General features: G+C 58.4%; 20 protein-coding genes and 1 pseudogene. 4 read left to right on the forward strand and 17 right to left on the reverse strand.

Annotated features, from left to right (window positions below; genetic code table 11):
• Positions 1-193: cupin domain-containing protein (locus tag FNJ47_RS54780; RefSeq protein ID WP_163158933.1), on the reverse strand; the 193-nt coding region annotated here is incomplete at its 3' end.
• A 91-nt stretch (positions 194-284) separates the two neighbouring features.
• On the opposite strand from FNJ47_RS54780, the gene FNJ47_RS27870 reads away from it, so the two are divergent.
• On the forward strand, positions 285-1,250 hold the full coding sequence (locus FNJ47_RS27870; RefSeq protein ID WP_163158935.1) for an SDR family NAD(P)-dependent oxidoreductase: 966 nt from the start codon (positions 285-287) through the stop codon (positions 1,248-1,250).
• Positions 1,251-1,728: 478 nt separating this feature from the next.
• Positions 1,729-2,403, forward strand: a complete 675-nt coding sequence (locus tag FNJ47_RS27875; RefSeq protein WP_163158937.1) for a pyridoxamine 5'-phosphate oxidase family protein — start codon at positions 1,729-1,731, stop codon at positions 2,401-2,403.
• On the opposite strand, the gene FNJ47_RS27880 is transcribed toward FNJ47_RS27875, so the two are convergent.
• The 8 genes from FNJ47_RS27880 to FNJ47_RS27915 form a co-directional block, all read right to left on the reverse strand.
• Positions 2,396-3,889: an amidase family protein gene (locus FNJ47_RS27880; RefSeq protein WP_163158939.1), complete on the reverse strand. Its 1,494-nt coding sequence runs from the start codon at positions 3,887-3,889 to the stop codon at positions 2,396-2,398. The two genes, FNJ47_RS27875 and FNJ47_RS27880, sit on opposite strands and share 8 nt — an antisense overlap.
• Positions 3,867-5,252, reverse strand: a complete 1,386-nt coding sequence (locus FNJ47_RS27885) for a glutamine synthetase family protein (RefSeq protein WP_163158941.1) — start codon at positions 5,250-5,252, stop codon at positions 3,867-3,869. The genes FNJ47_RS27880 and FNJ47_RS27885 overlap by 23 nt, the downstream gene beginning before the upstream one ends.
• 35 nt (positions 5,253-5,287) lie before the next feature.
• Positions 5,288-6,025 (reverse strand): type 1 glutamine amidotransferase, encoded by a 738-nt coding sequence (locus tag FNJ47_RS27890; RefSeq protein ID WP_163158943.1) that lies wholly within the window; start codon positions 6,023-6,025, stop codon positions 5,288-5,290.
• 53 nt (positions 6,026-6,078) lie between these two features.
• A complete protein-coding gene (locus FNJ47_RS27895) occupies positions 6,079-7,200 on the reverse strand; it encodes an ABC transporter ATP-binding protein (protein WP_163158945.1) in 1,122 nt (373 codons plus the stop codon).
• Positions 7,197-8,309 (reverse strand): ABC transporter ATP-binding protein, encoded by a 1,113-nt coding sequence (locus FNJ47_RS27900; RefSeq protein ID WP_163158947.1) that lies wholly within the window; start codon positions 8,307-8,309, stop codon positions 7,197-7,199. The genes FNJ47_RS27895 and FNJ47_RS27900 overlap by 4 nt, the downstream gene beginning before the upstream one ends.
• Positions 8,306-9,166 (reverse strand): carbohydrate ABC transporter permease, encoded by an 861-nt coding sequence (locus tag FNJ47_RS27905; protein ID WP_163158949.1) that lies wholly within the window; start codon positions 9,164-9,166, stop codon positions 8,306-8,308. Before FNJ47_RS27905 ends, FNJ47_RS27900 begins: the two co-directional genes overlap by 4 nt.
• A complete protein-coding gene (locus FNJ47_RS27910) occupies positions 9,166-10,119 on the reverse strand; it encodes a carbohydrate ABC transporter permease (RefSeq protein ID WP_163158951.1) in 954 nt (317 codons plus the stop codon). Before FNJ47_RS27910 ends, FNJ47_RS27905 begins: the two co-directional genes overlap by 1 nt.
• Before the next feature lie 121 nt (positions 10,120-10,240).
• On the reverse strand, positions 10,241-11,809 hold the full coding sequence (locus tag FNJ47_RS27915) for an ABC transporter substrate-binding protein (protein ID WP_163158953.1): 1,569 nt from the start codon (positions 11,807-11,809) through the stop codon (positions 10,241-10,243).
• 255 nt (positions 11,810-12,064) lie between these two features.
• Between FNJ47_RS27915 and pdxR the strand changes: the two genes are divergently transcribed.
• Positions 12,065-13,597: a MocR-like pyridoxine biosynthesis transcription factor PdxR gene (gene pdxR, locus FNJ47_RS27920; protein ID WP_163158955.1), complete on the forward strand. Its 1,533-nt coding sequence runs from the start codon at positions 12,065-12,067 to the stop codon at positions 13,595-13,597.
• A gap of 122 nt (positions 13,598-13,719) precedes the next feature.
• Here pdxR and FNJ47_RS27925 read toward each other — a convergent pair whose 3' ends face one another.
• The 7 genes from FNJ47_RS27925 to FNJ47_RS27955 all read right to left on the reverse strand — a co-directional run bounded on the left by FNJ47_RS27925 (position 13,720) and on the right by FNJ47_RS27955 (position 22,376).
• Positions 13,720-14,970 carry an adenylate/guanylate cyclase domain-containing protein gene (locus FNJ47_RS27925; protein ID WP_163158957.1) on the reverse strand — a complete coding sequence of 417 codons (1,251 nt, stop codon included), beginning with the start codon at positions 14,968-14,970 and terminating at the stop codon, positions 13,720-13,722.
• Complete coding sequence (locus tag FNJ47_RS27930; protein ID WP_163158959.1) at positions 14,967-15,356, reverse strand: response regulator; 390 nt, start codon at positions 15,354-15,356, stop codon at positions 14,967-14,969. Before FNJ47_RS27930 ends, FNJ47_RS27925 begins: the two co-directional genes overlap by 4 nt.
• Positions 15,353-16,837: a GAF domain-containing sensor histidine kinase gene (locus FNJ47_RS27935; protein ID WP_163158961.1), complete on the reverse strand. Its 1,485-nt coding sequence runs from the start codon at positions 16,835-16,837 to the stop codon at positions 15,353-15,355. The genes FNJ47_RS27930 and FNJ47_RS27935 overlap by 4 nt, the downstream gene beginning before the upstream one ends.
• A gap of 587 nt (positions 16,838-17,424) precedes the next feature.
• Positions 17,425-18,108, reverse strand: coding sequence for a response regulator transcription factor (locus tag FNJ47_RS27940; protein WP_163158963.1), 684 nt, complete (start codon positions 18,106-18,108; stop codon positions 17,425-17,427).
• The gene (locus FNJ47_RS27945) at positions 18,098-18,487 is read right to left on the reverse strand and encodes a response regulator transcription factor (RefSeq protein WP_347341727.1); all 390 of its coding nucleotides are present in this window, start codon (positions 18,485-18,487) and stop codon (positions 18,098-18,100) included. Before FNJ47_RS27945 ends, FNJ47_RS27940 begins: the two co-directional genes overlap by 11 nt.
• Before the next feature lie 5 nt (positions 18,488-18,492).
• Positions 18,493-19,131, reverse strand: coding sequence for a response regulator transcription factor (locus FNJ47_RS27950; RefSeq protein ID WP_163158965.1), 639 nt, complete (start codon positions 19,129-19,131; stop codon positions 18,493-18,495).
• On the reverse strand, positions 19,128-22,376 hold the full coding sequence (locus FNJ47_RS27955; protein ID WP_236000130.1) for a PAS domain-containing sensor histidine kinase: 3,249 nt from the start codon (positions 22,374-22,376) through the stop codon (positions 19,128-19,130). The genes FNJ47_RS27950 and FNJ47_RS27955 overlap by 4 nt, the downstream gene beginning before the upstream one ends.
• Positions 22,377-23,028: 652 nt before the next feature.
• Here FNJ47_RS27955 and FNJ47_RS27960 point away from each other — a divergent pair.
• On the forward strand, positions 23,029-23,988 hold the full coding sequence (locus tag FNJ47_RS27960) for a helix-turn-helix transcriptional regulator (RefSeq protein WP_163158967.1): 960 nt from the start codon (positions 23,029-23,031) through the stop codon (positions 23,986-23,988).
• 480 nt (positions 23,989-24,468) lie between these two features.
• Here FNJ47_RS27960 and FNJ47_RS27965 read toward each other — a convergent pair.
• Positions 24,469-24,750: pseudogene (locus FNJ47_RS27965) on the reverse strand (SDR family NAD(P)-dependent oxidoreductase); the annotation flags it as partial.
• Positions 24,751-24,895: the final 145 nt, after the last annotated feature.

A 24,895-nucleotide genomic window follows, 5' to 3' on the forward strand; every position in this document is an offset into this window, starting at 1 on the left:
CTCTGCGCAGGTGCCAACGCGGCCTTTTGCATTCCATCCAGCATTCGCCGCACCGAATCACACTGCATTTCAAGGTGGGCAGCGAACCCACGCGCACAGCCCATCTGCCGCTTGCCTCGAGCCCGGTGGAGACCGCGGCCTGAATGCCGGCAAAGGCCAAAATCTGAGAAAGCGGATCAACTGGCGGAGGCATCGGACAATCTCAACAAAATACAGGACAATCAAACATAGATCGTCTTGCACGCGAGCGCTATCTCAGGCGCGCAAACGGCAGGAGAACGGGCATGAACCCGATGCAGAATCCCCTCAACACCCCCTTCACCCCCTTCTCAACGGCCGAAGAGGTGGCGCGTGGAGCAGACCTTTCGGGCAAGACCGCCATAATCACCGGCGGCGCGTCGGGCCTAGGGCTTGAGACCACGCGGGTGTTGGCTGGCCTCGGCGCACGCATCATCGTGCCAGCCCGCAACACTTCCGCCGCCCGCGCGTCGCTTGCTGGAATCACTGGTGTGGTCGTGGCGGAGCTGGATCTGATTGACCCGATCTCGGTTCGCTCTTTTGCCGAAGAGTTCCTGACTACCGGCGCGCAGCTACATTTGCTGATTCTTAGCGCCGGCGTCATGACGCCACCGCTCTTCCGCGATGTCGAGGGACACGAGGGTCAGTTCGCCACCAATCACCTAGGCCATTTCCGGCTGACCGCCGCGTTGTGTCCCGCACTGAAACTTGCAGGCAAAGCGCGCGTAGTCGCTCTGTCCTCGCGCGCTCACCAATTGCCGGGATTCGATCTCACTGATCTCGATTTTAATCAACGGCCTTATGACAAGGTCGCCGCCTACGCTCAGTCGAAGGCCGCCAACGCGCTATTTGCCCTGGCCCTAGATATGCGCACGCGGGACCACGGTATCCGGGCGTATTCGGTGCATCCCGGATCGATACTCGGCAATCTGGCCAGGCACGTCAGCCGCGAGGAGCTGGAAGCTTACGGACTATTCAATCCTGACGGTACCCCACTGATCGACCCGGCTCAGGACAAGAAGAACTTCGCTCAAGGCGCAGCAACAATGGTTTGGTGCGCTACCGCGCCTGAACTGGACGGCATCGGTGGGGTCTATTGCGAAGATAGCGACATCGCCCCCATCGAAACTGAGGGCCACTTCGGCATCCGCCCCTATGCGGCGGATCCAGCCTTAGCCGAAGCGCTTTGGACTAAGAGCGTTCGGTTGACAGGTATCGACGTGCAAGGCTGATCCCGCGCTGAGAGCCCAACATTGACCTGTTCGTCGTACCGTTGCGTTCCTCGGCAATCCGCGGGCGCTTCGTCCAGTGCCGAATCAGACATACATCGGCGCGCCACGGCATCTGCGAGTCGTAAGCGGTTTGTGATTAGGTGCGCTTTCAGGTCTTCGGACGTGATCACCTCACGCGATTGTCCTTGAAGCGCAAGAGGCGAGAACTTGATCACCGTGCCGCCAATGCTATCGGCGGCGAGATTCAAGCGATGGCCGAAATGGTCGCACCGTCTTTCACCACGTCTGCTATCAAGAGATGTGCCAGATGCGCGTTAGATCGAAATTTCACTAGTACCGTAGCTTTCGGAGCCATTGAGTGCAGTGGGTGCAAACCTTTTTCGATTGGCCCCCCCAACTTTCACAAAATGGCTCCACAAGCTGCCGATCGCCGTCAGTATGGTTGAGCACCTCTTTCTTAGCGCGGAGTACGGCCACGATGGCAGACGACCAAACGTTGAACCTTGCTGGCCCTCGGAGCGAAAGGACCCGTCTCAAACGCTATCACTGGTTGGCCAAATACGATCAGGATACGATTAATGGCATTATCGATACCGGCATTGTCTGCCAAGTGGGGTACGTGATCGACCAGCAGCCCTATGTCACGCCGACCAATCATTGGCGGATCAACGATTACGTCTATTGGCACGGCTCTTCGGCGAGCCGGATGCTAAAGACGCAGCAGCGTGGCATCCCGGTCTGCTTTACCGTTACCCATCTGGACGGGATCGTATTCTCGCGTGCTGCGTTCAATCACAACATCAATTTTCGTTCGGTGATGGCGTTTGGCCAGGCCGAGATGTGCGACGAAGACGTCAAACGTCGCGCACTCCAGTGTTTCGTCGATCGGCTAGCTCCCGGACTTTGGGACTATGCGCGTAAGCCGACCGAGCAGGAGTGGAAGGCCACCAAGGTCATCCGAATGAAGCTTGACGAAGTTTCCGCAAAGGTCAGTGACGGCCTTCCAGACGAGGAGCCCGAGGATCTCGCAACCAACCTCTGGGCTGGATCGGTGCCTCTGGGGCTCATTCAACGCCCGCCAGTGCCCGATCCAAAGCTGCGTGAAGGGATTGATGTCCCCGACTTCGTCAAGAACTTCCAATACCTCAAGTGATCCGGCGCGAACGCGTCGGATCCCGATCATCGAGCCACCGCGGTCGCCGCAAGTGCAGTGGCCGTCTGAGCTCGATCGCACGCGCTGCCCGCAGAAGATCAGCTTCCCGTCCCATACGCCCAATGAGCTGAACTCCGACTGGCAAGCCCCCTTTGGTGAAGCCGATCGGTACAGAGGCCGCTGGCTGACCTGTCAAGTTCCATGGATAAGTGTAAGGGCACCAGCTCCAATCGGGATCGTTGAATCTTTCAGGAACGTTTCGCTGAATTGAATAAGGCGGCACCGGCATGACGGGTCCGACGAGAATGTGATATCGGTTGAAGAATGCCTTGGAAGCAGCGGCTAGCTTGAGACGTTGTTCGGAGGCCGTAAGATGGTCCGCAAGTGAACGGCTGGCGCCCAAGGCGCCCGCGCTCTGGATGATAGGATCCAAAATTTCGCGTTTGTCGTGGGGCGTTGCTGCGACAGTCGAATAACAACCGATTTCCCAGAACACTCTGAACGGCTCAAAGGGATCGATAGGCCAGACCGGTGATTCTGCGGCAACCACCCCACCTGCATCCTCGAGCAAGGGCACTACCCCTGCCACGAGCGCATCGATCTCGCTATCAATAAGTGGAGCATGGCAACCAAGTCGGGGCGAATAGGCAATAGCGAGGCCGCTCAGATCCGGATCGTTCAGCTCAGGCAATTCGAACAGTTCAGGCCACGCGTAGGGATCGCGTGGCTCAGGCCGGCAGATGATATCGAGCATGATGGCGGCATCCGCCACCGTTCGCGACATGGGTCCGACGACCGAATGGGGCATGTCGGTGTCAGTTGGGAAAGCGGGAACGCGTCCAAAACCAGGCTTCAGACCGAACAAATTGGTAAAGCTTGCTGGAATTCGGATCGATCCGGCACCATCGCTGCCAAGCGCGACGGGCCCGAAGCCGAGCGCAAGCGCGGCTGCCGCGCCGCCGGATGAGCCTCCTGGCGTTTTTGAGAGATCGTAGGGATTAGCCGTCACCCCATGAACGGCACTTTGCGTGACGACCTTGCAGCCTCCTTCGGGCGTTGCGGTCTTTGCCAGAAACACGGCTCCTGCCTCTCGCATGCGGGCAACGCAAGGCGTATCTTCCGCGACCGGCTCGCTTCCAGACAACAAAGAGCCTCGTCGCTTTGGCATGCCCGCGACGGCCGAAAGATCCTTGATCGTCACCGGAACGCCATCCATGGCCGATAGCGCCTCGCCAGATAGGTAGCGAGCCTCAGACGCAGCGGCCATGGCTAATACGTAAGGCTCGTCCAGATTAACGATCGCATTGACCATCGGATCGAGGGCACGAACGCGTGCGATCAGTTCGCGGGCGACCTCGACCGGCGAGAAATCACAGGTTCGGTAACCGTGGGTCAATTCCTCGACGCCGAGCCAGCAAAATTGCTCGCCCGGCCGGCGCGACACTACCATTGACGAGCCGGCCTCAATAGAGCTCAAAATACTCATTGACCTCTGCTGCCGGTATCTCATCGCGAAGCCGCGCCGTTTCCTGGCGCTTCATCGCCAGATAGACCTTAACGAACTCCTCGCCGAGTAGATCGCGCAATGCCGTATCAGCCTCGAAGGCATCGAGAGCATCCTCAATCTCGGTCGGAAGCTTCGCATAGCGGGGATCATCTTCCTTGGGTCCAGAGCCCGACGGCATCAGTTCGCGCTCGTGCATCAATCCCAGCAGGCCTGAACCGATCGTTGTTGCCGCAACAAGATACGGATTTGACATCGCGGCCGGAACACGCACTTCCATGTGCGTCGACTTATCCTTGCTCGCCTTAACGCGCACAGAAGCAGACCGGTCCTGAATACCCCAGGAGATATTTGAGGGCGCATAGGTGTGCGGCCGAATGCGGCGATAACAGTTCGGCGTCGGACTCCAGATCGCCATGGCACCGCGCGCATGGTCGAGGACGCCCTGAATGAAGCTCTTGAAGATGCGGGACATACCATCGTCGTCTTCAAGGTCCAGGAACGCGTTGCCACCGCCCTCCTTTTTCAGCAGCGAGACGTGATAATGGGCACAGCTTCCCGACAGACCTTTATAGGGCTTCGTCATGAAGGTAGCGAGCAAGCCATGCTTGGCAAGGTACTCCTTGACGGTGTTTTTGAACACGAAGGCCCGATCGGCAGCATCGACGCCGATCTGGGCGGAGTAGTTAATCTCGACCTGGCCAGGACCATGCTCGACATTGTAGGTGATGATGTCGATGCCCTGCGCCTGAAGGATCCGGATAAGATCATCGATCGCAGGATGCTGGTGAGTTCTGGCTGTCGCGAAAATCGGCTGACCGCCAAAGATAGGCTTCCGAGTCTCGGCATCGACCACATAGAACTCGTATTCGTGGCCCATCATGACGTTGAAGCCGAGAGATTCGGCGACCGAGAGCATTTTCTTCAGAAGCATGCGCGGCGCAGCAAGCTGCGCGCGCCCGTTGTACCACATAGTATCGCAGATCACGCGCCCGGTTTTTTCCAGCCAGGGAACCGGCATAAGGGTGTTCTGGTCGGCGACCATCACGCAATCCTGATAGTTCATCTCCTCGTTGTAACCGGAGTTGCGGACAGGAATGGAATAGCTGTCGAGGGCAACCGTGCCGCCGTAGAGATTGAGCCCCGACTTGAGATAGCCGGCAACGTGGCTAATCGGAATCGTCTTGCCGCGGCTGAGGCCAGCCATATCGGGTATCTCGAACCGGACGAAGTCAAAGCCCTGGCTTTCGACCTTCTTGACGAAGTCATTCGCCTCCTTCTCGCTCGCCAGCACGAGCTTCGGGATGTGGCGATCCTTGGTCCCCTCGTCGATAACCTTCAGCATTCGCGGGCCCTTTCCTACTTGGCTCTTGATGTTAACTACACAGGTCGGACCGCGGCGCGGTCGGCAAGAATCGAGAAGAAATTGTCGTTGATGCGCTTGGCCGCAGAGCGGAACTCGGCAAGGCGCGGGCTGACGACATCGTTCAGCCGAGCCGCGTCAACCGGACCCAGCGACTGTTCGAGGCTCGCCCTATAGGCCGGCTCGGCCTCCCACTCTCCGACAGTCTGTGGCGTGATCTCGACGTGATACTGCAGGCCGTAAGCGTGCCGCCCCCAGCGTATGGCCTGGACCGCGCACGCATCGTTGTGGGCAAGCACAACGGCGCCCGCCGGCATGTCGATGACCTCGGCCCCATGCCATTGAAAGGTCTGCATGGTGCCGCCGAACCCATCGAACAGCGGGTCACTGTGTCCTTCGGCGGTGAGTTCTACTTTGGCCAAGCCCACCTCCGGCCGCTGCATGAGACCGACCCGACCGTCCAGCGCCTCCGCCAGTAGCTGATGTCCGAGGCAGATGCCGAGGTAGGGCCGTTCGAGACTGCGAACCCAGTGGCGTATGGCGGCCTTCTCCGGCACCAGCCACGGGTGGATGTCTTCTTGCCAGACGTCTTGAGGTCCGCCCATGACGACGAGCAGGTCAAACTCTTCGAGCTTTGGAATGGGTTCACCGGCTTCGAGCTCGACCGTATAGGAAAAGTATCCACGTTCGCGCCAAAAGTCGCGCAAGGTGCCGGGGTGCTCCACAGGCAGATGTTGAAACACCAGAATATTCATCTCGTCTTCCTCTTTGCTCCGCAATTGTCTTCAGTCCAGAACGAACGCCGTCATCAGAGCAGCCTTGCCTTAGTCGTCCTGTCGAAAGCGATGAGCTTGTCCTGATCGAATGAGATGCTGGTGAACTGGCCCACTTTCAGGTCCCGCGCGACAGTGGCCGCGACCAAGATGCGGACTTCGCTGCGTGGAAGCGCGGTCGTAATCGCAGCCTTGGTCCCCAGAGGCTCGATGTCCGTCACCTCGCCGCACCAGGCGCTGAGCTCCGGCGTCCCGAGCCGAAGATGCTCGGGCCGAATGCCTGCCATGAACTGAAAGGATGTCCGATAGCCGCCCTGGCGCAGCGCTGGCGGGGCCTGGCAGACGATGCCGTCGCCTAGCATGACCCGTCCCCCCTCGTCCGGTGAATAGCTGGCCGGCAGCAGGTTGATTTCAGGCTCGCCGATGAACCGTGCGACGTCCCAATCGGCAGGCTCGTCGTAGAGCGTTTGAGGTTCGGCAATCTGGATGATCTCGCCTTCGCGCAGAAAAGCGATGCTGTCGGCGACCGCCATGGCTTCCGTGTAGTCAGGCGTCGCCATGACGAAGGTGTAGCCGAATTCCCTTTGCAGGCGCCGCAATTCCGTGCGCAATTCGATGCGGAGCATAGCATCGAGACTCGATAGCGGCTCGTCGAGCAGGAACAGCCGCGGCTCGCGCACCAGCGCGCGTCCAAGGGCGACTCGTTGGCGTTCGCCTCCGCTCATAGTCCTCGGCAAGCGCCCCAGCACATGGACGCACTTGAGCTTGCTGGCGATGCCCTGAACCGCGGTCTCGATAGCGGTGCGCTCGCGGCCGGAGACCCGCAACGGATGGGCAATGTTCTCGAAGCCTGTCTTGTTCGGGTAGAGCGCAAGGTTGTCGAAGATCATCGCAACGTCGCGATCCTTCGGCTCCAGATGGTTGGCAGGCTCTCCACCGATCAGAAGTTCGCCCGCGTCCAGTTTCTCGAGACCAGCAATCGATCGCAACATCGTGGTCTTTCCGGCGCCCGCCGCGCCAAGGATGACGGTAAATGATCCCCTCGGCACAAATATGCTGATATCGTTCAGCGCGCGCTTGCCGCCGTACGATTTAGTGGCGCCCCGGAATTCCAGGCCGGCACTGTCGGCCAAGGCAGCTCTTGGCAGCGCGTTCATGCGCGGAGCTCCGCAATCATCGGCAGGCGCCGATTGGTCTCGCCGCTGAACAGCACCAGCGAGGCAGCGTCTATTTCGAGCATGACGTCTCTGCCTTCCGTCGGCCGATGATCCGATGCAATGACGGCCTTGATCACCTGGCCGCCGGTCTCGAGAGTCACAACCGTCTCGGATCCACGCGGCTCGGCGAGCAAGACCCGTGCTGGCAGGCCCGCTTCTCCCGATGCGCATAAGCGCACTTCTTCCGGCCGTATGCCAATCGTTACGGGCAGGTCGGCGGCTTCGCCAATATCTGTCCCCGGAAGGAGACCGACCACGAATGCGTCCTTTCGGAAGACGTATCCCCCGTCGGCTCGCGTGAGTGCGCCGCGGAGCAGATTCATCGGTGGCGTGCCCATGAAGCTCGCCACGAAGATGTTGTCCGGCTGCTGGCAGATCAGCGAAGCCGGCGCGACCTGTCGGATCTTTCCGGCGCTCATCACCGCAATCCAGTCCGCCAAAGATAAGGCCTCAACTTGGTCGTGCGTGACGTAGATGATCGTCAAGCCGGCCTCCTTCTGAAGTCGCCTGAGCTCACGCCGCGTTGCAAGACGGGTCCCAGCCTCGAGATTGGAGAGTGGCTCGTCCAGAAGTAGGATGGCGGGCCGCGTGACAAGCGTGCGGCCGATGGCGACACGTTGCAGCTCGGAGCCACCGAGATCGCGCGCATTGCCGTTGAGCATGGTGGACAGGCCGAGCAATTCGGCGACCTCCCCGACGGCCCGATCGATCTCGGCTTTGCGCTGGCCGCGTACTCTGAGGCCGAACGCGAGATTCTCCCTGACCGACATCGATGTAAAGACGGCGTAATCTTGGAAGACCAGCCCCACGTTGCGTCGTCCAGGCGGGACCGCGACGACAGACCTGCCGTCGATGCGAATGTCTCCCGAACTTGGCTGCTCCAACCCGACAATCATGTTGAGCGTAGTCGACTTCCCGCAGCCGGACGGTCCAAGCAGAGCAAGGGTCTGCCCTTCCTCAACCGCAAGATCGATGCCGTCGACCGCCGCCACTGAGCCATCGGCGAATTCCTTCTTGAGGCCGACCAATTCGAGCTTCGGGGTGCTCATCGCTTGATGGCTCCGAACGTCATCCCGCGCGCAAGATGCGACTGGATCGCGAAGCCCGCGAGCACGAGGGGAATCATGGCGAGCACCGCGAGGGCCGCCTGCACGCCATAGAGCGTCCCCGCCGTCGCCGTGACATATTTCGCGAGCTGGACCGGGATCGTCGCAATGCGCCCATAGGACAGGACTAGTGCGAACATGAAGTCCGACCAGTTGAGGATAAAGATGAAGAGTGTGGTGGCGAACAGTCCGCCCCGGATCAATGGCATCGTCACCGTTAAGTGTGCCATCAGCCGCGATTGACCGTCGACCATGGCCGCCTCCTCGATTTCCCGCGGCAGGTCGTCGACGAAACTCTTCAGCATCCAGGTCGAGAAAGGCACCGTTGCCGCAACATAGATAGCGATGAGGCCGCTATAGGTATCGATAATATGGGCAGCTGAAAAGATGATCACGAAGGGCACGGCGATTGCCGCCGGTGGAAACATCCGGCCGGAGAGGATGATGAGGGGGGTCGCGGTGCTGCCCGAGCTGTAGCGTGACAGCCCGATCGCGGCGAGCAGACCGATGAGGATCGAGAGCGCCGTCGACACGGTCGATGCGAGCAGGGAGCCGAACACAGCGGCGCTGGCCGACTGGCTGACGCCTCCCACGCCATACTCGCGTATCGCCTCCGGATCGAACAGGGTGCGGAAGTTGACGAGGGTCGGCTTGGCCGGAATCCACACTGCCGGTACGGCGTTCCAGTCGGTCGGCGGCTTCAGTGCCGTCATCACGATCCAGAACACAGGAAACAATGTAACCACGAGGGCGAGAATCAGGAGCAAACCAAGTAATGGCGAGAGACGGCGCGACGGCATCAGCGGCGCTCCTTCAGAAGCTGCTCGCGGATCGGCAGAAGCATCGAATTGATCAAAAACAGAGTACCGATCAGAACCAGGAATGCTGCCGCTGCGCCATAGGCGAGCTGGAAATCGTTGAAGGCGAGTTTGTAGATATAGAGACTGATAGTCTCAGTCGAGGAACCCGGGCCGCCTCGCGTGAGCATGAAGACCTCATCGAACAGCTTGATGATCTCCATGGACCGGATGACAAAGGCCACGACAATTACCGGCTTGAGCATCGGCAGGATCACACGCCAGAATACCTCCCTCGGGCTCGCGCCGAGAATGACGGCCGCTCGAACCGGATTTTGCGGGACAGCGTTGAGGCCGGAAAGCAGGATCAGGAAGAATAGCGGCGTCCAGTGCCAGACTTCCGTGACGATCACGGTTGCCACCGCAAATGGCGCGCTTCGGAACCATTCCGGGGCGAAGGATTGACCGGCGAAGAGCGTAATCATTTGATTAATCGGCCCGTTCGACTGGAACAGCATCCAGAATGTGTACCCGACGACGACCGGAAGGATCATCATGGGCGTCAGAAACGCCGAGAACAGCACAGCCTTGCCGCGAAACTCCCTGAGAAAGATCACGGCTAGGCCGAGGCCGAGGACGAATTCGAGCGATAAGCAGACGGCGCCTATCAAAAAGGTTCGCACCACAGCTTCGAGGAATCGCGTATCGTAGATCAGCAGCTCCGCATAGTTATCGAACCCAACGAAGGACGCGTTGAGGAGCGATCCCCGCGTCGGTGTCCAGTTCGTAAAGCTCATATAGAGGGCGACGAGCAGCGGCAGGACAAGCACAATGAGCGAGACGATCTGTCCCGGCGCTGCGAGAAACCTGACCGGGCTGGCCGTTCGCTTGGCAGATATGGAGAGCGATCGCGCGTCGGCGGGCCGTTCGGTGGTGGAAGATGCTATCACATCCATGTGCTGTGTTGCGATTGTATCCTGGTGAGGCCACATACTCATCGACGAGAAAATCCAGAATTGAGGAGGACGGCCGCGCAATCGAGTGACAGCTGTCCTGTTAGGCAGGGCTGGATGGGAATCAGCTCCAACGATCAGCGCCACTCGCTTTTTTGATCGGGTCGGCCAGATTCTTGGCGAGGGCCAGCCAAGACTTCCTAACCTTGTCCTTGCCGATCTTACGCGTGATCCGGTCGAACGTACGCGCCGCATCGTCCAGCGCCTGCTTCGGCTTCTTATCGCCGGTCATGCAGGCGTGCACTTCTTTGTCGAGCGCATCTTGATATTCGAAGCCACCCGGCAGACAAAAGTCGGGTACCGTGTTGACCATGTTGTCATAGAGCGTCCTCAGGTACTCGGGCGAATAGGTCTCCATCATCCGCTGGGTCGGTGCCAGCATGTGATTGGCGCGGTAGGGATCCGAGTAGCCGCCGAGGTAGGGAATGGCGTCCATCGAGATCGTTGGCGACGTCATCCATTGCGCATAGGCGTAAGCAAGCTCCGGGTTCGCCGAGTATTTCGAAACGGCGTAGCCATAGCCCCAGCAGAACATACCGGCGTAGAGCAGACTGCCATCCTTGAGCGTGTCCGCAGGCATGACTGTCGCGACGATCTTGCCGGTCGTAGCCGGCCCCGTTGTCGGCGCCTTAGAATATTTGAAGCCCGACGGCCAGACGATATTCATAAAGCCTTCGCCGCGACCGAACGCGTTGTAATTCGACGACCAAGTGAAGCTGAACGCATCGGGGTGCAGATAAGGGTTCAGTGCGAGCATGTCTTCAAGTGCTGCGATTCCCTCGTCGGAGTTGAACGTCGGGTTGACTTCCTGATCGAAGTACAATCGCCCCTTCGAAATTAGCCGTTGCATGAACATCCACTTCACGTAGTACCGGGAGCGATATTCGAGGCTGCCGAAGAACTTGTTGGAGGGATCGTGCATGAATTGCGCGAGATTGTGGTACTCCTTCCAAGTCTTCGGCACACCGAGCGCATAGCCGTACTTGTCGGCAAACGCTTTCATCTTGTCTGGATTTTTCAGATAGTCGTCGCGGCAGAGAACCGTAATCTGGTCGCCGTCGCACAGAAGGCCGGCAACCCGTCCATTGTAAAGCTGGGCATGATGGCTGGCTGGAAAGACAACGCCCCACTCCGGATTGAACAACTCGGGATCGTATTCCTTGACCCAGTCAGTGAGGTCATGGATCACACCGGACTCGATCCAGTCCGGATATGACATCGCTGTAGGCATCATCACGTCGTAGGTGCCGGTCTTCGCGACAGCCTCTTGCATACCCTTCGTGTGAACTACCTCGTCCGGCTCTTCGATGAACTTCAGCTCGATGCCGAGCTCTTCTTTCCACCTCTTTGTATACGGTGTCATATTACCGATTGAGCCGGTCGGGATGAGAACGGTGAGGGTTTTCTTGGTCGCTTTGGCGGCCGCCTCCTTGGCAAGCGCCCACGCGCGTTCTTCCGGACCGCCGATCGCGGCAAGTGCCTTGGTGGCTCCGAGCGGCGACTGCACGACGGCGTTCGCAACGAATGTGGAGACGCCGAGCAAGCCGAGTGATTGAACGAAGCTGCGGCGGTCCATTTGACCTGCTTCATACCGGCCGAGCACATTCTGAATTTCGTTCTGGTTCTTTCGCATGGCTTCCCTCTGTCTTCGTCGTGATGAACGGTGACGATGACACGCGCCATCCGGCAACGGCGCGCACCTTTCCACTCCCCGAAGCCCCCTTCGGTGATCTCTTGAGCGGACACACTCTCGAACAATTCCGCTCGCGTTCTCGATGTAATATGAAGCTAGGGAAGTGGTGGCCGTCGAGGCAGAGCCATTTTTGTTTTTGCCACGGTACCATTCTTGCAAGAGCGTACGCATCGTTTGCATTGCTCAGGGCGAACCATGCCAAAGACAGCGGTTACCGGTACGATCATTAGCCTTGGCATCGACAAGGCGTCACACGTCCCGATCTATCGACAGATCTCTGATCGCCTGCGCGAAGCTGTATCTCAGGGTCGCATCATCGCAGGCACCAAGCTGCCGTCGACCCGCATTATGGCCGATGAGCTCGGTGTTTCTCGCAACACGGTCCTTCAGGTATTCGATACTCTGATCAACGAAGGCCTGCTCGCCAGCCGCGTCGGTGACGGGACATATGTAACGGACGATGTCCAGAAACAAGACGGGATGGGCCCACATTCGTCCATTCAGGAAACTGCCGCCTCCAACTACCCATTCAGATCTATCTCACGCCGCGGACGCAACCTTGTTGCATCGGCATCGGATGCGTTCTCGGAAAGTCCAACACCCTTCATGCCGGACCTACCCGACCTCCGCGAATTTCCCATCCGAACCTGGCTGCGGCTCCTCAACGAAACCTCCGGACGTCTACGCGGCGAAATTCTCGCAGAAACTTCAAACGCGGGCTATGAACCACTGCGCCGCGCGATTGCACAATACTTGAATGCCTCACGCGGCATGGCTTGTGAGTTTAACCAAGTCATAATCACGACGGGCACGCAGCAAAGCCTGGACCTCGTGAGCCGCATTTTGCTCGATCCGGGCGATCCGGTCTGGCTCGAGGAGCCAGGCTTCGTCGGGGCCCGGGCAGCGTTCAGCGCGAACGGTGCGTCGCTATATCCGGCGACCGTAGACGAGCAGGGCATCTGTATCGCCGCAGCCATCCGTACCCTTCCTTCACCTCGCGTCGTTTTCGCGTCGACGTCGCGACAGTATCCACTCGGTGCGACGCTTTCGCTCGAACGGCGCAAAGCATTGGTCGAATTCGCAGCGCATAGTGGCTCGTGGATCGTAGAAGACGACTACGATCACGAATTTCGGTACAGCGGGAATGCGCTGCCGGCCATTCATGGGCTCGATCAAGCTAATCGAACGATCCACCTTGGAACTTTCTCGAAGATACTGCTACCGACCCTTCGCCTCGGCTACATTGTGGTGCCACCAGATCTCGCTGATGCATTCGCCAAAGCAAGAACAATCGTCGATCGTCACGCGTCGCTGATCGAACAAATGGTTTTGTCCGAATTTCTGAGCCGCGGTTTGCTCGTCTCGCACGTTAGGAGAATGAGGACGCTTTACCGAGCCCGTCAAAAGCAGCTTGTAGAAGGCCTCAATGAGCTACTTGGACAATCAGTACCGTTTGAGGCACTTGAGACCGGAATGCATCTTGTTCTTCCGCTTTCAAGTACGGCCGACGATCAAGCGCTGTCTGATATGGCCGCTCAGAAAACGATCGTCCTACGACCGCTGTCGCCTTACTACTTGGGCCGAAAGCGACGCAAAGGCCTGTTATTCGGGTTCTCAGCTTTTAACTCAGACGAAATCCGACAGGGTTTGCAGCGCCTACTGTCCCTTCGAAGGGAGATCACTCCGCTAGTTCCACGAGCAAACCACGGAACAAGTTACGAACTATGACCATCGTTCGTGCTGAGCCGGAAGAACGACCACTCCCCACGATCTACCCCTTTTTTACGACTCGGCTCGCAGCACAGGTCGAACGTTCACCGGGCTTCAAATTGAGTCCGTTAAATCAGAGTCTATCTGACCTCGATACGGATACCGTTCGCGCCGTTGAGTAATCGTCTCAGGTGATAGCTGGCGAGGGGATCGTCCGCATGCACACCGACCAAGGCGGCAAATGCCGGCATGGCGCTAGCACAATGCGTCTTTAGTTTACTAAAGGCCTCCACATACTGAGCGGTCGCAGGCGTGTTAAACACCGCCCCAGACAGAGGCTCATGGGCGCGCAGGGGCTCGCTACGCCCGCGTAGCACGAGATCGCCGACTGGCCGGCCCACGAAGTCCCCTCCCCCACTCGCGACCGCGTCGCTCACGCAGATGCGCGTACCGAATGTCTTGTTCGCGGCCTCCAGCCGAGCGGCGGTATTGACCGTGTCGCCGTAGGCCGTAAAATCAAAGAAGCGGTCACCACCGAAATTGCCTACCAGCGCAGGACCTGCGTGGACGCCAATTCGCGTCGCACCGAAATCGACACCTTTCCGCTTCCAGCGCATGCGAAATCCCTCTGCCCATTTGTCGAGTTCCTGAGCGCAAACGACCGCCCGCATGGCGTAATCGGCTTGATCGCCCGGCGCATTGAACAACACTTGAATAGCATCACCGATCACCTTCGCCACCGTGCCGTCATGAGCGAACACCACATCAGTCAGGCCACCGACATATTCATTCAACAACTCCGCCAGAACCTCGGGAGCAACCGTCTCCACGAGCGATGTAAATCCCGTGATGTCGGTGAAGATCACCGCAATGTCACGCCAGCGCACTTGCATGTCGTCATCATCACCAGCCGCAGCAAGTCGCTTGGCGAGTTCGGGCGAAAAGTAGCGCGACAGCGACGCATGAGCACGCTCGGCTTCCGCCTGGCGTTGACGCGCCTCGCGCAGTACCTCGATGTGATCCAGCGTCTTTCGGATCGTGGCCTCCAGGTCCGCGAAATCGATTGGCTTGGTTAGAAAGTCGAAGGCCCCGCGGTTCATCGCAGTTCGGATATTGCTCATATCACTGTAGGCCGACACTATGATGACCGACTTCTTGTCCTCCCGCTCCTGCAATCTCGCGAGTAGCGAAAGGCCATCCATGCGCGGCATGTTGATGTCCATGATTACAAGATCGACGTGGGGGTGCTGCTCGATCGAGTGCAACGCTTCTAGTCCGTCTCTCGCGAACACGAAGTTAATGCTCTCCTCTCGGATCTGCTTGCGAAATCGTTGAAGAACGAGAACCTCTATATCCGGCTCGTCATCGACCACGAGTATCGTTGCTGTCATGCGGTCTGTCCCAGCCGTGACTCAATCACCTGGCGGAGTTGCCCGAAATCGATCGGCTTGGTCAGCAGGCCCTTTGCTCCCCTGTCCAGCGCCGTCCTGCGCGTCTCTGCATCCCCATAGGCAGTAATCATGATGACAGGCACATCGGGTCGCCGAGCTCGCACCTCTGGAAGCATGTCGAGACCGTTCATCCCCGGCATATTGATATCGGAGAGAATCAGGATCAACGTCTGCTCGCCGGTGTCCGTGATGCGCGTTAACGCCTGCGCCGCTGAACCGGCGAACTCCATCGCGAACCGTTGCGCGCGAAGATCGCGACGGAATTGCTGACGGAACAGCACCTCAACGTCTTCTTCGTCATCCACCACCAGAACTCGGACGGTCATCGCTCACTTCCCCTATTGCTCGAAACATTGCTCCCACGCGGCAACAGGATGGTGAACTCGGTAAATTCGCCAAGCTCAGTCTCTACATCGATCCTGCCGCCGTGTTGCTTCACGATGATGTCGTGACTCATGGACAACCCCAGCCCCGTACCTTCTCCGGGCGGCTTGGTCGTGAAGAACGGATTGAACATCTTCTCCTTGACCTCGGGTACAATTCCCACGCCGTTATCGCGGATACGAATCTCGACGTGATCGCCGCAATTGCGCGTGCTGGCGCTGAGCGTGGGTTCAAATCCAACTTGACTCTCGCCGCTGCGCTTGGCGACCGCATAGAAACCGTTGGACATCAGGTTCAGCAACACGCGTGTGATCTCCTGAGGGAACACGGTGGCAACGCCTGCATCGGGATCGAAATCGCGCGAGAGCGTGGCGTTAAACTGCGGTGTCTCGGCACGCGCGCCGTGATAAGCAAGATTGAGACTCTCCTCGACCAATCCATTGATATCTGTTGGCCGATGCTCGCCGCCGACACCACGCGAGTGCAGGAGCATATTTTTGACGATGGAATCCGCTCGTTTGCCGTGCTGCACAATCTTATTGAGATTGTCCTTCAAGAAGCCCCGCAGTTCGTTGAATTCATCACGAACATCATCCGGCAATACGACCGTCGTGAACGTGTCGTTGACCTCGTCCATCAGTTCTACCGAGAGAGCCGCAAAATTGTTGACAAAGTTGAGTGGATTCTTGATCTCGTGCGCGATGCCGGCGGTGAGCTGTCCGAGCGAAGTAAGCTTTTCGGTCTGTACCAAGCGATCCTGCGCAGCGCGTAACTCATCGAGCGATCTAGCGAGCTGCGTAGTGCGCGCTTGAACCTCCTCGAACAACCGCGCGTTCTCAATTGCGATGACGGCCTGATCAGCGAAGGTGTTGAGGAGATTGATCTGGCTATCGCTGAACACGCCGGGCTCTGCGCGCGATACACCGATCGTACCAATGGCCAGGCCGCCGCGCAGCATGGGTACCACGATGATGCTGCGGTACCCCCGCGCGCGCGCCATGTGCTTGACAGGCTCCGGTACGTCGGATTCGGTTTCGACATCGGAGCGAAACGCCATCTTCGAAGTAGACGCAACTCGGCTGTGAATCCCCGAACACGTCAGCGGCGCTGGAAATGTAGCCCGGATCTCCGCGTGGCCGGCTTCGCTTCCGACCGTGCAAGCAGCAAGATGAAGCTCATCATCAACAACTCGCGTCACCAGCGCCGTCTGGCCGCCGAGCAGCCGCCGGGAGCTCTCTGAGATGACATCGAAGACCGGCTGCACGTCGGTTCGCGACAGGGCGATGACATTGAGAATTTTCGCCGTGACGGTCTGCCGCTCCAGTGCGATCGCAAGCTCATTCTGCAGATTCGCATTGTCGGTGACCGCAAGCTGCAGCTCCCGCTCAAGTTCCTCGATCTTGCGCTTTCCCGCGGTGCCCATGTGTCGGTCGCCTGACTCCTCAATTGACGACATCGTGCAAGCAAACACATCGGAGAGTATGGGTGCCGCCTACAGCGGATTGCCAAGGCATATGCTCATCTCCGTTCTTTGATGTAGCCACATTGGTTAGTTAGTGAATCGGACGCCAATCTGCACCAGAGCGATTGATACGATTGAAGAGCGATTGCTAACAAAGCACTTGCTGTCGCTGGTTAGTCGGCTTCGTTCGGATCGACCACTACCCTTGTACGCAAAGGAGCGTTCCACCGAACACACGAAAACACTCCGAACCATCGACTGGCTTCGATGCACACCTAGACCTCCGGACGACTCCTCAACAGGCGTCCTCTTCCGTGCGGCAGTTGCATCGCTCGGAGAATGTGTCGCGCCAGAAATGACCTAATCCCATTGGTGGGAAAACCTAGTCCTCCGCACGATGGTACCTATCGCCTTCGCGGCGGATCGTACCTGGAGCGTCGACATAGAGCGACCACTGAGCGGCCCGTGGCGAGCGCGGGTTGGCGGATCGATCCGGAGCGACGCAGGTGATCGAGAATCGAGCGGGTTCACGTGCCTCATTCAAGCATCTAAGCAGCGCATGCCGCGCGAATTGGGCCAGGGAGCGCCTCCCAGATCCGAACCAGTTCTCCGATCGACGAGGCCTGCATCTTGCGCATGGCATTGCCGCGATGAAGCTTCACTGTCACCTCGCTGATACCAAGATCAAAAGCGATCTGTTTGTTGACCCGGCCTCGCGCAACTTCGTGTAGCACTTGACGCTCGCGCGGCGTCAACGTCTCAAGCCGTTTGATGTTCGACCTGATGGCTTGAGCGTCGGCCCGCTGCGCAAGGTCTCGCTTGATGCCGGCGGCCACGGCATCAAGAAGCGTCTGATCCCTAACCGGCTTTGTGAGGAAATCAATCGCGCCCGCCTTCATGGCCTGCACGCTCATGGGGATGTCGCCGTGGCCAGTCAGAAACACGATCGGCTTTGGATTCCCACTTGCGGTGAGATGCATCTGCAGGTCGAGCCCGCTCGATCCGGGCATGCGCACGTCGAGCACCAGACAGCCAGGTCCTTCCAGCACGTCCGTCTCGAGCAGTTCTCGCGTCGACGCAAAGCCGACGCATTCCATTCCGGCCGACTGCATCAACTCCTGCACGGCCTCACGTACTGCTGCATCGTCATCCACAACAATCACAAGCGGTTGACCGGATTCGTCTCGCGGCTGACCTGTTCCTTTTTGCAACGCGATCGGATCACTGATCATGGCCGCCCTCCATTTTGTCACTCAACGTAAGATCGATAGCGGCGAGCAGATCCTGGCCGCCGCACGGCTTCATGAAGAAGCCGCTGATGTCCTTGCCAGTCGCCCGCAGCTGATCGGCGATCTCGTGGCGGCCCGTCAAAAGGAATACCGGCAGCTCCGGCCGCGCCTTCTTCACGATGTCGAGAAGCTCGAAGCCGTCCATGCCCGGCATACCAATATCGGTAATGAGGCAGTTGATGCTCAACAGACCACTTGTCAACAGTGACTGGCCTGATGAAAATGTAGCCACACTATAGCCAACCGACTCGAACAGGTTCTCCAGAGATTCAAGAACTCTCGGATCGTCGTCGACAACTGCGATGAGAGACTTTTGGCTCACTTTTCTTACTCTCCTGTCCGACGCGAATGAGTCACCGGGATTTGGAGCTTTTCGGCGATCCGCACCAAGTCGGCCAGCGAGGCCGCCGCCATTTTGTGCATGACCTTCCTCCGGTGCATTTGAAGCGTAACTTCACTGATACCGAGTTCGGCCGCCGCCTGCTTGTTGAGGAGTCCACTGATCACAAGGGGTAGAACTTCACGCTCTCGCGGTGTCAGACCAAGATACCGTTGCCTGAGAACGTCAAGGCCCGTGCGTTCCGCTTGGGCCTTTCTGTCTTGCGCCACCGCGGCGTGGACAGCTTGCATAAGAGCTGCCTCACTGAATGGTTTGGTGAGGAAATCCACCGCGCCGCGCTTAATGGCGCGTACTGTCGAGGGAATATCACCGTGCCCTGTGATGAACACGATTGGCGGATGATCACCGTCCGCGATCTGCTTTTGTAGGTCGAGACCATTGATGTCTGGCAGTTCGATATCCAAGATCAAACAGGCTGGTCGCTTCGGCTTAGCCGCATCGACGTACGCACCGGCAGACGCGAAGGCGCACACCGCGATCCCATGCGAAGCGAGCAATTCACCAAGCGCTTCGCGGATGCGGATATCGTCGTCAACAATGAAGACGATGGAATCGTCGTTTGTCATGCAGCATCACTCGGTTCGATCGGCAAAGTAAAGATGAACGTCGCACCCGGCGGCTCGCTCGTCTCTGCCCATAATTTCCCGCCATGCGATTCGACGATCGAGCGGCAGATCGCAAGCCCCATGCCCATTCCATGCTCCTTCGTTGTAAAGAATGGTTCAAACATCCTGTCCGGATGCTCGACGCCGCGGCCACGGTCGTTAATCTCGGTCTGGATCGTATCCGCAACGTGGCGCACGCGCAGACGAAGACGCTTACCACTCGTAAGTGCGTCCATCGCATCCATGCCATTCCGAATGAGATTGATCAGAACCTGCTGAAGCTGAACGCGATCGACTGCGACTGGCGGCAAGCCCCCCTCGACCTCGAACTCCATCCGGACAGAGCGCCGCAGCGCTTCCTCGGCCATGAGTTCTCGTACCTCGGTGATCATATCGCCAAGCGTCATTGAAATGCGCCGGTCGACCGATTGCTTAAACAGAGCCCGTATGCGGCTAACGACATCCGCCGCTGAATTTGCGTCACGAATGATCCGTTCCACGGTCCTATGCGCGCGGTCAATGTTTGGTGGATCGGCGGTCAGCCAACGCTGGCAGGCATGTGAGTTTGCAATCACGGCTGCCAACGGCTGATTCACTTCATGCGCAATCGAGGCCGATAGCTCCGCAAGGCTCGCCGCTTGACTTGCGCGCGCCAACCGCTCTTGCGCGAACCGCAACGCCTCCTGCGCCCGGACCTCACCGTCGATGTCGAGGCATATCACATTCCATTGCACAATGGTGCCGTCAGCACTTCGCATCGCTTCGGCGCGCGTCTCGACCCAGCGATATTCGCCGTCGAAGCGTCGTAGCCGATGTCGTCGCGCATACGGTTCACCCGTCGCGAGACAATGCGCATACCGCTCCTTGACCCCGGCAACATCGTCCGGATGAACGCCGGCATCGAGTGTCCCGTCCAAGCGGGTCTTCCCCGTGCCATCCAAGGACTCAAGATCATAGCCAAGGAACTGACGCAGCCGTTGGCTGCGGTAGATCGGCTCACCGTTTGGTGAAGCGCAGTCAATCATAGCGGGAAGTGTTTCAACGAGTTGCCAGAGAAAACGTTCTCTCTCACGCAATTCTTCCTGCGTTCGAACTTCGCTTTCGATATCGATGGAAACCATGTACCATTGTACAATCTCACCGGACCGGTCGCGCAACGGCTGAGCGCGGGCTTCGATCCAGGGATAATCGCCATGCCTGTCGCGCCGACGAAAGCGGTTGACGAAAGGCGTCCCGGTCGCAAACCCGTCCAATGCCCTCCGCAGAACGGCCGCAAGATCGTCAGGGTGTGCTAGGTATCTGGCGAGCGCTTCGAAGTCCTGGATATGATCCGGTGGCGTTCCAACATTCTCAAGATATCGTTTGCTGGCAGAAGTAAGTCTGCCCGCGGGATCGTAACTCAGAATATTGATGGGCACGGCGTCAATCATCTGCTGCAGTTGCTGAGTGCTATTACGCAGCGCAGCTTCCGTCGCCAACAGGTTATCGATATCGATGTTGGCGCCGTACCATCGGGTGATTTGACCGCTCTCGTTGCGGAGCGGCTCCGCGCGCCCTTCCTGCCAGCGATACACCCCATCTCTCCGTCGATTGCGAAATCTCAAGGCGAATGTTTCGCCGGTGCGGAGGGAATGGCCCAATGCGCGATGTAGAGCATCTCTGTCATCGGGATGAACGAGATTTTCAATAGCGCCGCGCAAACCACCTTCGGCATCGAAGTCTTCCAACTTCATGCCGATGTAGTCCATCATGGTTTTGTTTATGTAAGACGGTTCGCCTTCTGGCGTCACGCACCAGATTTGTGTCGGCACCGTATCGACGAGTAGCTGCAGCTGTCGTTCGTTCTGCCGCACCGCTTCCTGCGCCATCATCATGTCGTGAATGTCGACACTGACGCCATACCATTGGATGACGTTGCCCTTCTCATCGCGCAAGGCCTCTGCACGCGTCTCAGTCCAGCGATAGATACCGCCCCGCCGAAGCTGACGATATCGTTGAATGTAGGGAATTCCCTCCTTTGTTGACCGCATGAATGCTTGGATGGCTTGCGGTCTGTCGTCATCATGAACGACGCTTAGGGAAGGCTTACCATCCGCCGCCGTAATGTCTTCGAGCGTAGCACCCGTGACTTCGGTAAAGCGTTTACTGACATAGGTCGGTGTGCCGTCCGGCTCGGTACTCCAAATTAGAGCGGGAACGGCATCGATGAGTTGCTGCAGTTTCCGCTCACTCCGCCGTACCCCCTCCTCTGCAAGCACCTGTCCGTGAATGTCGAAACAGACACCGTACCATTGTACGATTTCACCTTGAGTATTGCGCATCGGCTCTGCTCGGGCATCGACCCAGCGGTACACACCATCGGCGCGACGAAGGCGGTGCTTCAACGAATAACCCTCGCCTGTCGCGATTCCGCGTTGAACCGCCTCGGCAACTATCGCCGCATCGTCCGGGTGTATGATTGCCTCAATCACGACGTCGATAGACTTCATCTGCTCAGCAGACGCGCCGGTGTACTCTATCAATTGCCGATTATAGTAGGTTGGGTCTCCCTGCGGCGACAGGCTCCAGATCAACACGGGAACAGCATCGATCAACTGCTGCAGCGTACGTTCATTCTCGCGTAAGGCAGCTTCAGCCACCTTGAGTTCGTTGATATCGATGGTTGTGCCATACCAACCGACCACCCGGCCATCGGGATCACGCGTCGGCAATCCGAAACTGCGGTACCAACGGTACCCCCTGCTCGTATGCCACATGCGGTGCTCGCAGTTGTACTCATGGCCTGTTCGCAGGCTGTGGCGCCAGGCTTTAAGAACCTGGTCGAGGTCGTCAGGGTGCACAACCTTCCGAAAGCCGAATTCGTCGTCTTTGGTGGGGACGAGATCCTCCTTTGGTAGGCCCGTGACGACCCTCGGACTTCGATTCATATATAGAAACCTACCGCCTACATCGGCAAACCACGCCAGTGCCGGCATGCTCTCGACAATTCGCAAAGCCTGTTCGGCTTTGGTTTGCGCTCTTCCCGGGCTCTTCCCCTTTGCCAACGGACCTAAGAAGACCATCGCGAAGCCGACGGTTTCCATTGCGACTACGATCAGAGCGAGACGGGCAATCGGCCCATCGACCAGCCGCGCCAAGGCCAGCCCGGCGCCACAGCCGGCGAGCGCAAGGCCAAAGCGGTCAACATACGGCAATGCGAAATTCATCAACGGCTCCCTGGCGCGAGATAACCGGATGCCCGCATCGGCTCCCGGCCGGGCATCGCGTCCCAACTCAGGGATTTCACGAAAAAACTACCATAGCTGGGTCCCGTGGCATCCCATGGAGATCCATGATAGGCAACCGGACTAGATCATGAAAGCAGATCAACAACGCAAGAGCGGCGGCGCATCCATTAGCCGCAATCGCTCTTCAAACGCAGCAATCTCGCCGGTGCAGCGCTGGCGCCCAAGGTGATATTCTCCAAAGGCGCCCGCCACCGATAGTTGCCCAGGACAATGAATTCAACGTGCGTCCTGCTCGACCAACATTGAGGTCGACCTCGCCAACAGCAAGCGCAACCTATCCCGAAAGACAGTAGCGGGCTTGTAACAAATTCCCCAGATTTTCCGCGTCGCGCACAACGTCGGTCGGTATCAAGAAGCCCGCAGACGGTGCCCGCGACACGCGGGGAGACTGTCATGAATTATCTCGTTTGCGGCCACGTCACAGGGCTGCGAAGCGGCTCGCGCTTCGTCAACGCGTTGAGCCCGCAATCGATCAAAGCACTCGAAGTCGTAGAGTACCAACGCCGTGATCCGCGCCGGAGGCAAGATCGGACAAGCGCGCCCCTCCCAGAGCCCATGTGAGGAGGAGATCATGAAAAAGACACGCCTCCGCGAGGCTGGGCATGACTCTCAAATTGCAGTATCCGACTTTCCCCGCCAGGGCGATAATTCGCCAGTCACAGGTCTTCGTCGCCCAATCAACGAGATGTCACGAGTTCTGAAGACGACACCGGTGCATATCGCGTCAGACTTAACTGGCGGCGCCATTGCACAGTGGAGTCATGACGCGTTTCACGAGGTCGTCGAACCAATGACCGATCACGTCATTATGACGTACGTAGGTACCGTTCAACGACTGGAGCGACGCAACGGAAGTTCGATTGTCGCCGGAACGGCACGCGACGGCACCGTTAGCATCATTCCGGCCGGTTCGATGTCCCGATGGGACATCTACCATCCAATGGATATCATTCAGCTCTACCTTCCAGACGCAACACTCAAGCGTGTTGCCCTAGAGGCAAACATCATCACGCCTCACGATCTTGTCGAGCGGACGGCGCATCCCGACCTTGTCACGTCGCGCCTTCTCGTGAGCGCGGCCGATACAGTGCAGGATAATGAGGCGCTCGATAACTTGTTCAGGCAACAATTGAGCGATCTGCTTGCGACGCGCATGCTCTCAGCGCACACAGGCCAGTCTGCACTTCATCATCCTGCGCTCGGTGGCCTCTCTCCGGCAGTATTGCGTCGAGCCATCGAGCGGTTACAATCGGACAGCGACGAGGACGTTTCCCTCGCCGCCCTTGCCTCCGATTCCGGGCTGTCGCGATTTCATTTTTGCCGTGCGTTTAAAGAGAGTACGGGGCTCACACCGCATAACTGGCTGCGTCGTTACCGGCTTGAACAAGCAATGATCATGCTGCGCGACTCAAACAATTCAGTGGCGCAAGTCGCCACAACCCTTGGCTATGCCTCGCAAACAGCGTTTGCAGCCGCGTTCCGCAAGCTAACTGGAGAGACACCAAGCGATTGGCGACGACGTGCACATTAGCCACAATTGCTCTTCAATGAAGGCAATAGCTCTGGCGCAGCCGCCGGCCATTTTCGCTATGTCACCATGGTCCTTGTGCTCATGACACTGGAGCCAGAGAGAATGCCATCAACGAATCTATCAGGCTGTTCGTCGCCACACCAATGCCCGCGCCGACGTTCGTTCATCCGGAATACGTGTCCTAAGCGCAGGCGCCTGGCCTAACAAGCGCCGTGTCCGGGAAACGCGCCAGGATCGAAGTTGCCGTGAGATCGATGAATTCAGGCCCGACCGCGACAGCGTCCAGATTCCCATCAAGCACGCGCGCGATACAGCACCGGCCAACTAATCCTCGCGGCAGTGTACTGACGCAACCAAATACGACCGGCGTCCGCCCCCCGGCGCTCGGCTCGTCGCGACGGCCGGCCGTTCCCCCACCGAGCCGGCCGTCGTTTTTCATCTGCAGGGCATTTAAGAATGACTGACGATCGATTTTGGCTTTCACATCAGAGAAATGCCACCGTCGACTCGAAGGATGGCGCCCGTGACGAAGCTGCTGGCATCAGATGCCAAGAACAGCGCGGCACGCGCGAGTTCTTCAGGCTGGCCGAGACGGCCGAGCGGAATTGCTTTCGCCAGCCCGGCATCGAAAGCCGGCCTCTCGTTTTCAGGAACGCCCATCTTGCTAATTATCGGCGTGATATCGGGACGAGGGCTCAGAACGTTGACACGAATGCCTAGGCTGCGGAATGCCAAAGACCAGCTTCGTGCAAACGATCCACGCGCCGGTTTGCTGCCAGCATCAGGCGATTAAACGTGAGGCGCCTTCTTGCTGGCGCTGAAACTGATAAGGAAGATCGATCCACCGTCGGTGGGCAGCGGCGCCGCACTCTACTCACCCCCACAAGAACACCGGAACACAACACCG

The sequence above is a fragment of the Bradyrhizobium uaiense genome (assembly GCF_010811875.1).
Taxonomy (GTDB): domain Bacteria; phylum Pseudomonadota; class Alphaproteobacteria; order Rhizobiales; family Xanthobacteraceae; genus Bradyrhizobium; species Bradyrhizobium uaiense.